The sequence below is a fragment of the Streptomyces sp. NH27 genome, assembly GCF_056859195.1.
This window is the reverse complement of the sequence record NZ_JACEGK010000255.1, coordinates 1-10,822: the sequence shown is the minus strand read 5'-3', so window position 1 is coordinate 10,822 and position 10,822 is coordinate 1. Positions and strand designations below refer to the sequence as shown.

Annotated in this window: 7 protein-coding genes and 1 tRNA gene; 4 read left to right on the top strand and 4 right to left on the bottom strand. The window is 73.1% G+C overall.

Features of this window, described 5'->3' with window-relative positions:
* Nucleotides 1-46: 46 nt before the first annotated feature.
* Nucleotides 47-1,564, bottom strand: coding sequence for a glycoside hydrolase family 3 protein (locus AC13HU_RS20995; RefSeq protein ID WP_483043455.1), 1,518 nt, complete (start codon nucleotides 1,562-1,564; stop codon nucleotides 47-49).
* Between the two features lie 279 nt (nucleotides 1,565-1,843).
* Complete coding sequence (locus AC13HU_RS20990; RefSeq protein WP_483043454.1) at nucleotides 1,844-2,824, bottom strand: Lrp/AsnC family transcriptional regulator; 981 nt, start codon at nucleotides 2,822-2,824, stop codon at nucleotides 1,844-1,846.
* Nucleotides 2,825-2,960: 136 nt separating this feature from the next.
* On the opposite strand from AC13HU_RS20990, the gene AC13HU_RS20985 reads away from it, so the two are divergent.
* The 3 genes from AC13HU_RS20985 to AC13HU_RS20975 all read left to right on the top strand — a co-directional run bounded on the left by AC13HU_RS20985 (nucleotide 2,961) and on the right by AC13HU_RS20975 (nucleotide 7,216).
* Entirely contained in the window at nucleotides 2,961-4,526 is a 1,566-nt protein-coding gene (locus AC13HU_RS20985; RefSeq protein WP_483043453.1) for an MFS transporter, read from the top strand.
* Between the two features lie 163 nt (nucleotides 4,527-4,689).
* Complete coding sequence (locus tag AC13HU_RS20980; RefSeq protein ID WP_483043452.1) at nucleotides 4,690-5,223, top strand: YceI family protein; 534 nt, start codon at nucleotides 4,690-4,692, stop codon at nucleotides 5,221-5,223.
* A 253-nt stretch (nucleotides 5,224-5,476) separates the two neighbouring features.
* Nucleotides 5,477-7,216, top strand: coding sequence for a hypothetical protein (locus tag AC13HU_RS20975; RefSeq protein ID WP_483043451.1), 1,740 nt, complete (start codon nucleotides 5,477-5,479; stop codon nucleotides 7,214-7,216).
* On the opposite strand, the gene AC13HU_RS20970 is transcribed toward AC13HU_RS20975, so the two are convergent.
* Together AC13HU_RS20970 and AC13HU_RS20965 are read right to left on the bottom strand one after the other, a co-directional pair.
* Entirely contained in the window at nucleotides 7,193-9,676 is a 2,484-nt protein-coding gene (locus AC13HU_RS20970; RefSeq protein ID WP_483043450.1) for a hypothetical protein, read from the bottom strand. The two genes, AC13HU_RS20975 and AC13HU_RS20970, sit on opposite strands and share 24 nt — an antisense overlap.
* 360 nt (nucleotides 9,677-10,036) lie before the next feature.
* Nucleotides 10,037-10,339: a hypothetical protein gene (locus tag AC13HU_RS20965; RefSeq protein WP_483043449.1), complete on the bottom strand. Its 303-nt coding sequence runs from the start codon at nucleotides 10,337-10,339 to the stop codon at nucleotides 10,037-10,039.
* Nucleotides 10,340-10,701: 362 nt separating this feature from the next.
* On the opposite strand from AC13HU_RS20965, the gene AC13HU_RS20960 reads away from it, so the two are divergent.
* A tRNA-Met gene (locus AC13HU_RS20960) sits at nucleotides 10,702-10,775 on the top strand.
* Nucleotides 10,776-10,822: the final 47 nt, after the last annotated feature.

Here is a 10,822-nt window from a genome sequence, read left to right as displayed (position 1 = left end):
CGTTCGTCGCGTCACGGCCCTCTGCGGTGTCTGCCGGGCCGGGCGCCTACCGGGTGGGGACGCCGGCGAGCACCTCCGCCGCGGCCACGCCGGACGCCGTGGTCGCGCCGTGCGTGAAGACCCGGACCGCGCCGGCCCCGGAGTCGTCCGGCAGCCCCATCTCGACCACGACCGCGTCCGGACGCGCGTCGGTGAGGTCCGTCAGCGCCTTGCCCATCCACTTGTTCCGCGCGGCGTCCCTGACGACGACCACCAGCGGGCGTCCGGCGGCGGGTGCGAGAGCGTGCTCGTCGAGGACGGTGGGATGGTCCACCAGTTGCTGCGGGTGCACCCGGACGAAGGTGGTTCCGGGCAGGCGCTCGCGCAGCGGGACCGCGACGCCCCAGGGGGTCTCCTTGCCTATCGCCAGGTTGGTGGACGGCACCAGCTCCACCACGTGCGGCGCGGCGGGCAGCGGCAACGCCGCGTCCGCGGATCCGCTGACCCGGATGGCGCGCCGGGCGGCGGTGAAACCGATGTCGCCGCTGACCGGATCGACCGGCACGGCGCGGGCCAGCCCGATCGACCAGTCGGCGAACTCCCTTACCCGCCGGGAGGCTTCGGCCAGCCGCGGCTCGGTGAGATCGCCGGAGAGTACGGCACCGGCGAGCGCCTCGGCGAGCAGTTCGAACGTGGCCTCGTCGGCGTGCTCCCCGCCGACGCAGATGGCGTCGGCGCCGGCGACGATCGCCCGTACCGTGGCGCCGTCGATGCCGTACCGGTCGGTGACCGCGCCCATCTCGATCGCGTCGGTGACGATCAGGCCGTCGAAGCCGAGTTCCTTGCGCAGCAGGCCGTCCAGGATGCGGCTGCTGAGGGTGGCCGGGACGTGCGGGTCGTAGGCCGGCACCAGGAGGTGGCCGCTCATCACCGCGCGCACGCCCGCTTCGAGCGCGGCACGGAACGGCGGCAGTGCCTGGGCGGCGATGGTGTCGAGGTCCGCGTCGTAGCTGGGCAGCCCGTGGTGGGAGTCGACGGCGACGTCGCCGTGCCCGGGGAAGTGCTTGGCGCAGGCGGCCACTCCGCCGGACTGGAGGCCCCGGACCCAGGCGGCGGCGTGCCGGGCCACCCGGTCGGGTTCGACGCCGAAGGACCTGACCCCGATGACCGGGTTGTCCGGGTTGGAGTTGACGTCCACGCTGGGCGCGTAGTCGAGGCTCACCCCGGCGGCGTGCAACTCCCGTGCCAGGTCTCGGGATACGGCCTCGGTCAGCGTGATGTCGTCGACGGCGCCGAGCGCGAAGCTGCCGGGTCGGGTGGAGCCGGTGAAGGACTCGATCCGGGTGACGTCGCCCGCCTCCTCGTCGATCGCGATGATCAACGATGGGTTCTCCGCCCTGAGTTGGGCGGTCAACCGGGCAACCTGCTGGGGCGAGGCGATGTTGCGGGAGAAGAGCACGACGGATGACAGACCATCAGCGATGGCCCGCAGCACCCAGTCCGGCGCCTCCGTGCCGACGAAACCCGGCTGGAGGACGGAGAGCGCAAGAGCTCGCAACTCGTTGCTCTGCTTGCTGGTGGACACCAATTTGCTGGCCGACATCAACGGGGCCTTTCGCGTGGGGCCGACGCACTGACCGCATCCGGCGGCGATTGGTACAGACCAACGGATACTGACTCAGGCCGCTCGGGAGTGTCAAGGAGACTGCCGCCTACGGTTGCAACTACTCGTGGTGTGGAGGTGGTTGCGCAAAGCGACGAAAGCGTGAGTCGAGACCCGGACCCGGACCCGGACCCGCGAACGGGATCAGGCGCAGGACCCGGTGACCGCGTGACCGCGTGACCGCCCGAGGATCGCGGTCGGTCAGCCGGCGTTCGGGCGCAGGACCGAGCCGGCGCGTTTGACGGTACGGATCAGGGGCGCGGTCTCGATCGCGCGGATGCCCGGCAGTTGGCCGAGGGTGCCGCTGAGATAGTCGTACAGGTGGCGTTCGTTGCGGCAGACGACGTTGGCCACCAGGTTGCTGCTGCCGGTGACCGCGGCGACGAACGGCGCCTCGGGGTGGCGGGCGACGGCCCGCGCGGTCTCGTCGAGCCGGTCGGGCCGGGCCGAGATCCACAGCAGGGAGTTGCTGGTCATGCCGAGGGCGTGCTCGTCGAGGTCGAGGTCGAAGTAGAGCACCCCGGAGTCGCACAGGCCGGTGATGCGGCGGCGTACCGACGACTCGTGCCAGCCGGTCGCCGCGGCCAGTTGCGCGGTGCTGCTCCGCCCGTCGTGCGCGAGATGGGACAGCAGTTCCTCGTCGTCGGCGTCGAGAGCCGGCACGGTGCCGTCCGGTGCGGGCTCGACCCGCGGGGGCAACCGGTCGAGTTGGGCCTCGGTCAGGGTCGCGGTGAACACCGACCAGGTGGGCGGCGAGAAGGTGCGCAGCAGCGAGTGGGCCGAGATGCGCACCACCCGCCGGCTGTTGGGGATGCCCTCCAGGAACAGCGCGTCGCGCTGCTCGGCGGTGCGCGCCTGGACCACGCAGACGACCTCGGTGCCGCCCGAGGCCAGTTGCACCCATCGGGTGTCCACCCGGCGGGTCAGCGCGGCGGCGATCGCCCCGGCCGCCCCCGGGGTGCACCGCAGCCGGACGAGCCAGTCGGTCCAGCCGACCCGCTCGCCGTTCACCCGGCCCAGGACGCGCAGGCCGGCCGACTCGCGCAGCCGCCGGTAGCGGCGCGCCGCTGTCTGGTCGGAGACGCCGACCAGTTCGGCCAGCGCGCGGAACGCGATCCGCGGCTCCAGCACCAGCGCGTGCATGATCTGCCGGTCGATCGTGTCCAGCGTGACGATTTCCACGGCACCGAGCGTACTGCTGTCGAGATCCGTCGCGATCGGCCGATTTCCTGGTCGGCGCGAAGACGTACGCCGAGCATGTCCTCACCCGGCCGGAAGCCGCTTTCCATGCGGCGTGCCGCCGATGAGAGGACATGTGATGGACAAGAAATGGTGGACGTTGCTGGCCGTGTGCGCCGGTTCGTTCATGCTGCTGCTCGACGTGACGATCGTGGTCGTCGCGCTGCCCGAGATCCAGGGTTCGCTCGGCGCCGGCTTCGCCGAGGTCCAGTGGGTCGTGGACGCCTACGCGCTCACCTTGGCCGCCCTGCTGCTCACCACCGGCTCGCTCGCCGACCGCTACGGGCGCCGCCGGCTCTTCGCGCTCGGACTGGCCGTCTTCACCGTCGGCTCGGTGCTGTGCGGCCTGGCCCAGTCGCCGCTGATGCTGATCGTCTCCCGCTGCGGCCAGGGCGTCGGCGGGGCGATGATGTACGCGACCTCGCTGGCGCTGCTGGCGCACGGCTTTCCCCGCTCCGAACGGGCCGTCGCCTTCAGTGTGTGGGGCGCGGTCACCGGCGCCGCCATCGCACTGGGCCCGATCCTGGGCGGCGCCGTCACCAACGGCCTGAGCTGGCGGTGGATCTTCCTGGTGAACATCCCCGTGGGCGCGTTCGGCCTGGTCGTGACGCTGGGCAAGGTCGAGGAGTCGCGGGCGCCGCGGGTGGCGCGGCCGGACTGGATCGGGTTCGTGCTGCTCACCGGCGGCCTCGTCGGTCTCGTCTACGGGTTGATCCGGGCCAGCGAGAACTCCTGGGGCGACACCGCGGTCGTCGCCTGCCTCACCGCCGGCGCGGTGCTGCTGGTCGCCTTCGTGATCGTGGAAAGTCGCCTCGCGCAGCCGATGTTCGACCTGTCGCTGTTCCGGACGCCCACGTTCGTCGGCGGCTCCATCGCCGCCTTCGCCATGAACGCCTCGCTGTTCGCGGTATTCCTCTACCTGGTGATCTACCTCCAGGACGTGCTCGGTTACAGCTCGCTCGGCGCGGGGGTGCGGCTGTTGATCATCACCGGCGCGCTGCTGGTCGCCGCCGCGGCCGCCGGACGGCTCAGCGAACGCATCCCGATCCGGCTGCTGATCGGACCCGGTCTCGCGCTGGTCGGCATCGGCCTGTTCCTGATGGCGGGCCTGCACGGCGACAGTTCCTGGACCCACCTCATTCCCGGCTTCGTCGTCGCCGGCGTGGGCGCCGGACTCGTCAACCCGCCGCTGGCCGCGACCGCCATCGGCGTGGTCACCCCCGACCGTTCCGGCATGGCCTCCGGGGTGAACTCGACCTTCCGACAGGTCGGCATCGCCACCAGCGTCGCCGTGCTCGCGTCCGTACTGTCGTCGTCGCTGCACCGGAACCTCGACCACCGGCTCGCCGCAGTGCCCGGCCTGCGCGGGCACGGTGGTCGGATCGCCGCGAGCGTCCGGCAGGGCGACACCGGCAAGGTGATCGCGGGCGCGCGTCCCCAGCAGCGGGGGGTGCTGGCCGCGGCGATCCGGGACGGCTTCGCCGCCGGCCTCGACGACCTGCTGGTCATCACCGGGGTCGTGGCGTGCGTCGGCGCGGTCTGCGCGCTCGTGCTGATCAGGAGCCGGGACATCATCAGCTCCGGGACGGGCGAGCAACTGGAACGCCCGCAGGCCGCGAACGGCCTTCAGACCGCGGCGCGTTGAGCGGCCGCACCGGCGCGAAGGGCGCCGACCGATATGGCCGGTACGACCGCTACGACCAGTACGGCGCCCGTTCGGATCGGCGCGCGTTCGGATCGGCGCCCGGCCGCTCGGCGCCGCGCGAGCCACCCGCCGCTTCATCACCGTCATACGCGGAGGAGACCCCATGACAAGGGCGACAGCCGTCAACCCGCTCACCACCGGGACCGCAGCCGGGCACTGGGTCAACGACACCCGGGCCGGAACCGTCCGCTTCGCGCACGGACTCGTGGGCGGACTGCTCACCGTCAGGGGCGGCTTCACTGTGACCGGCGACGTCACCGTGGCGCCCGACGGGGCGGTCACCGGCGCGATGCGGATCGATACGGCCTCGATCGACACGAAGAACAAGAAGCGCGACCTCCACCTGAGATCTGCCGACTTCCTCGACGTCGACAGGTACCCGGAGATTCTGGTCGTGATCAACTCGGCGACCGTGTCCGGTGACGACGTGGAACTGCGGGCCGACATACGCGTCAAGGGCATCCGGGAGCCGCAGCGACTGCACGCCCGGATTGCCGAGGCGACCGGGGACAAGGCGGTGGTCGCCATCGAGACGGTGATCGACCGGCACCGCTTCGGCATCACCTGGAACCGGTGGGGGATGGTCCGGGGCCTCACCACGATCACCGTCGACGCGATCCTCACCCGCGCCGCCTGATCACGCCGCCCGATCACGCCGCCCGATCGCACCGCCGGCTTGCGCCCGCCGATGTCGCGTCGCAGCGCCCGGGCCGAACCCGTGCTCGCGTATGGTCGGCCTGGGCGGTCGCGGCGCGGCGGCGGTGACGCGGTACGGCCGCGTGCGGTGTGCCGCGGACCGGTGGACCGTGGACCGTAGCCCGTGAGTTCGTGGGCGACGGGCGGTCGAGAGGCGAGAGGGGGCGAGCGCGGTGCAGGGTGCGGGGCGACGGGTGCCGCTGCCGTTGGCCGAGGACGGCGAGCGCTGGCGGAGCGTGTTCGCCGAGCGCACCGTCCTCGCCGTCGCGCACAACGTCACCTCGGCGACCCGCCTGCTCGACCTGCTCGCGCTCTTCGACGGCGACCGCCGGGTCGAGACCGTCTTCACCTGCACCGGTTCCTCGGCCCTGGACAACGGAACGCTCGAACTGCTCCAGGCCCGCGGCGCGCTCCTTCTGGCCTGGGCCGACGCGAAACAACGGAAGTTCGACCTCGCCATCGCCACCAGCCGCGGCGGCGACCTGTACAACCTGCACGCGCCCCTGATCGGCACGCCGCACGGGGCCGGCTACAACAAGCTGCTCGGCGGGAGCCGGGAGGCGTTCGGGCTCACCGAGGAATGGCTGATGCACGACGGCCGCGTGGTGCCGTCCGCCATCGTCCTGTCGCACGAGGAGCAACTCGCCCGGCTCGCCGTGAGCTGCCCCGACGCCGTGCCCCTGAGCCGGGTGGCCGGCGACCCGTGCTTCGACGAGCTGGCGGCGAGCGCTCCGTTCCGGCCCGACTACCGCCATGCGCTGGGCCTTCGCCGCGGCCAGAAGCTCGTCGTGGTCTCGTCCACATGGGGCAAGGACTCGGTGCTGGACGCCGCCGGTCCCGAACGCGACGCCCTGCGGCGCGCGCTCGCGGAGCTGCCGGCCGACGAGTACCGCGTACTCGCCGCCGTCCACCCGAACGCGTACTACGGGCACGGCGCGTGGCAACTGCACACCTGGCTGGCCCCGTTGCTCGCCTGCGGGCTGATGCTGCCGCGCCCTGACACGCAGGATTGGAAGGCCGCGCTGCTCGCGGCGGACGCGCTGTGCGGGGACGGCGGATCGGTGACGCAGTACGGGGTGTCGCTCAAGGTCCCCACCGTCCTCGGCTCCTTCGCGGCGCAGAAGGCGGCGCCCGGCTCGCCGATGGCGCTTCTCGCGCAGGCGGTGCCCCGCCTCTCCCCGCACCGCCCGTTCCTGCCCCAACTCCAGGACGCCGCCCGCCGGCAGGCCGCCGACCCCGAACTGCGGGACCTGCGCACCCTGGTCACCTCCCGTCCGGGGCAGGCCGCCGCGCTGCTGCGCGCGCTGTTCTACGAGCGGCTCGGGCTGCCCGAACCCGCCACGCCCGCCGCCGCCCGCGCCGTGCCCGTGCCGGCGGGCGAACCCACGGTCGGACAGTCCGCGGCGCGGGGCTCTCCGGTCGTGGCGCCCATGTACGTGACGGTCGGCCAGGACGGCGAACCGGTCACCGTGCGCCGCTACCACGCCGCGCTCCAACGACCCAGCCAGGAAAGCCACTTGGCGGGCGCCCACCTCGTCGCCGACATCGACGACCCCGACGTGCAGTGGCCCCGCTCCGCGGACGTCCTGCTGGTGCCCTCACGCCCTCGCGGCGGCCTTGTGCCCGCGGAGCGCGAGGCCGCCGGCGCCGAGGCGGCCGCGCGGTATCCCGGGTGCTCGCTGATCGCCGCGGAGGAACGGGACGACGGGTGCGTGGCATTGCTGCCGGGCAGCGGCGCGCGGGTGCGTGCGAAGTGGTCGGGGCCGCGCCCGTGGTGGGTGTCCGCGGCCCTCGCGGCCTCCGTCGTCTACGACCGGCTGCTGTGCGGCCCGCGTCCGCCGGCGGGCGCGGGCGTCGGCTGCCCGCCCCTGCGGCTACGGGTCACCATCGGCGCCGACGCCGAGCCCGCGCTACTGGTCGTCACCGCGCTCTGACCCACCCGGGCCCTCGGGCGCTTCGTCCGGCCCCGCCTCCCGGCCCGCGTCCGGGCCCGGGTGCTCCGTCAGCCGCCGCTCCGCCTCCTCCACGCGGGCGCTGTTGGCCGCGCGGAACAGCGCAGTCGCGTCCCTCCAGTCCGCGCGGGCACGCCGCACCTCGCCGCGTGCGTGCAGCAGGTCGCCCCGGGCGAGCAGCACCCCGGCGCGCTGGTAGCCGTGGCGCGGCCGGCCCAGTCCCGCCACGGCCTCGTCGAACGCGGCGAGTGCCTCGTCCGTCCGCTCTGCCGCCAGCAGCACCTCGGCCGAACGGGCGCTCGCCTTGGCCGCGTTGAACGTGTCCGGCGTCGCCAGCGCCAGGAACCGCGCACGCGCCTCAGCCAGTACGGCGGCGGCGTCGGCGTACCGCGCGAGCTTCCGCAGCACCGGTCCGCGGTGCAGGGCGAGCAGCGCGCGGCCGCGCGGGTGGTCGACGCCGTCCAGCGCGGCCAGTGCCTCGTCGAAGCACGCGAGCGCCTGCTCGGGCCGGCCGAGCCCGTCTTCCAGCTTGCCCAGGCCCTCCAGCACGCTGGACCAGGTGCGCCGCCACACCTCGGCGTCCCGCTCCGACGTCTCCGGGCGGGCGAGCGCCGGGCGGACGAGTTCGAGGGCCTGCTCGAACTGCCCGCGGGCCGCGTCCAGATCGCCCGGGCCGGACCGATCGAGCAGGGCGAACCCGAGGCCGTACTGCATGCGGGCGAGCGCCAGGAGGTCCCCGCGTTCGAGCCCCTCCAGGGCGGCCTTGCGCGCCAGGTCGTACACCTCGACCCAGTCGGCGTGGAACCCGCAGCGCAGGTAGAACGTCCACAGGCCCTGGGCCAGGCGCCACGTCGCCTCGTAGGACCACGGGTCGTGCGCTCCGGCGTCGTAGGCGGCGCGCACCGCGGCCTTGAGGATGTGCCGGCGGCGGACCAACTCCTCGACCAGGACGTCCTGGGCGTCCGCGGCGAGCAGCGTGTACCCGGCGTACGCGCCCGCCGGATCGTGCCGGTGCCGCGGCGACAGGCCGGCGTCGGAACGCTCCGCGAGGTCCATGTAGTGGTGGACCCAGCGCCGCCGGGCCGCCTCGCGCTCCTGCGCCGAAAGGTCGGCCCGGGCGCACCCGGCCGCGTGCGTGTGCACAAGTCCGCTGATCACGCGGTACATCCCGCCGTCGATCCGCTCGATCAGGCTGGAGTCCAGCAGCGTCCGGATCGCCTTGGCGCGGGTGCGGCCGCCGGGGCCGGGAACCATCGCCGCCACCACGTCCTCGTCGAACTCCGCGGTCGGGTGCAATCCCAGGTAGCGGTAGACCTCGGCGGCTTCGGGGGACCGCCGGCACAACTCGCGGTAGCCGGCGTCGAAGATCTCCGCTCCGCTGCGTTCGTCCACGTCGAAGGCTCCCAGTCTGATCTCGGGACGGCGGTCGGACAGCGCGGTGGCGAACTCGCCGATGCCGTACGGCTGGTCGAAGAGCATCTGCGCGCCGGCGATCCGCACCAGCAGGGGGTTGCCCTCGCAGACACTCACCGCCTTGTCGATCTCCGCCTCGTGCGACACCGCGTACGGTGCGAGGCGGCCTGAGCTGATCAGCAGCCTCCTGCTGTACTCGGGCAGCAGCGGCCCGACCTTGAACGCCTTCGCGTGCACGTCGGAGACGAGGCTGCGCATCAGCTCCCCGCTGGTGACCACCACCACGCCCTGCGACGAGGCGGGCAGGAAGTGCTTGGCCAGGGAGGCCAGCGCCACGTCCTCCAGCAGCACGAACACCGGCCCATCGGCGGTGACCTGATGGAACGTGGCCATCTTCCCCGCGAGATCCGACGGCACCTCCTGGACCGGCACGTGCAGCAGCCGGAACCACTCGTCGAAGACCGCCGCCGGATCGGGCAGCGCCCCGTCCTTGTCCCTGGCCAGCACCGTGGACAGTTCGGGACCGGCGCCGAAGGTGTCGCGGTGCCTGAGCAGCCACTGCCGCACGAGCGTCGTCAGGCCGATGCCGCGCGGGCCGTACACGAACAGCACCGTCGGTCCCGGAGCGCCGCGTCCCGTCTCCCAGGCGGCGTCCATCTCCCGCAGCTCTTCCTCGTGGTTCTCGAAGTCGTCCACGGCGGAGACCGCGATACGGGCGAGCGGCTTCGACTGCGCGGCGGTCGCGGTCGCGAGCAACTCCCGCATCTCGGCGGCCAGGGACGACTGTCCGGAGGCGAGGGTGCCGAGTGTCGAGCGCAGCAGATCCTCGATGCGCCCCAGCGCTTCGTCACCTCCGCCCGCCACGGTGGCCGCGCGCGCGTCCTCCAACTCGCCGAGCACCTGCTCGTCCTGGCCGCCGCCCCGCAGCCGGAGCAGTGCCGCGAGCCGCGGTTTCACCGCCGACCAGGCGTCGCTCAGGACCTCCCCGGCCAGAGTCGACAGCAATGACGTGATCTCCGGTTCCAACACGCCCAGCCCCCTTGGTTCGCCCAGCCGTGACCGACTGCCCGTACACCGTCACCGTACGGTGTCGGCGCGGCCGACCTCCAGAAGGCCGAAGCCCGTGCCGCACCCGGCGCTGCACTCGCCGCCGCACTCTGCCTCGCGCTCGGCGTCACGCAGGTCCACCGAGTGACTCGCGGCGCGCGCAGGGCAGTTCGGACCGGCGACACCGGGCGATGCGCGCCGGGCCCGCTCCTTCGGGAGCCGTCCGTCCGTGCACGGGCCGCCCGCAGCCCATGACATGGGCCCCGCACGGCACGGCACGGCACCGCACCGCACCGGCCCGCACCGGCCCGCGTCGCGGGCTGCCGGGCTTACCCGCGGCTGCTACCGGCCGCGCCCCGCGACCGCCCAGGACGCGGCGGCTATGCCACCGGCCACGGCGAACACGGCCGGCCAGGCGCCGACCTTCTTCGCCAGCGGGTGCGCACCCGCGAACGCCGCTACGTAAGCCCCCGTGAGGGCCGCCGCCGGCACGGCGCCGGTGCTCCGCCGCCACTCGCGCGCCGCCACCACACCGGCCGCCGCCAGCGCCACACCGCCCAACTCGCGCCGCTTGGTCCACCGGGCGACCCCATAGCCCCCGATCAGTCCGGTTGCCGCCACGGCACCCGCGTTCACCCCGGCCATCACGTCCTCCTTCACCCCGCTCGTCAGTCCCGCGACCGCGCCGCGGGCCCGCTGATCTTCGACTCCCTGAGATTAACCCGCGGCCGTTCCCGCCCGCCGAAGGGCCTGTGGATAACTCCGAGTTCCCCAATGTCCCCGGCGACTTCGCAGCTCGCGGGTTCCGCGGCGGAGCCCGGCATCGACGGTCCGGCCCGAGGCGGCGGAGCAGAGGGCCGGACGCCCGCCGGGTCGTATGGCTCAACACATCCATGGCTCAACGCATCCATTCCGATACGCACCGTGTCCACAACTGCCCGCCGCACCGCACCGACCGGAATGGATTTGGCGCCAGAGCATTCACCCCGTAAAGTGGTGTTCACCGACGCGGGGTGGAGCAGCTCGGTAGCTCGCTGGGCTCATAACCCAGAGGTCGCAGGTTCAAATCCTGTCCCCGCTACGAATCGAAGGGCCCGGCACTCAGTGCCGGGCCCTTCGTGCGTCGCG

Coding starts and splice junctions, on each gene's coding strand:
- AC13HU_RS20985 (WP_483043453.1), top strand. CDS start 2,961: ATGGACAAGAAATGGTGGACGTTGCTGGCCGTGTGCGCCGGTTCGTTC.
- AC13HU_RS20980 (WP_483043452.1), top strand. CDS start 4,690: ATGACAAGGGCGACAGCCGTCAACCCGCTCACCACCGGGACCGCAGCC.
- AC13HU_RS20965 (WP_483043449.1), bottom strand. CDS start 10,339: ATGGCCGGGGTGAACGCGGGTGCCGTGGCGGCAACCGGACTGATCGGG.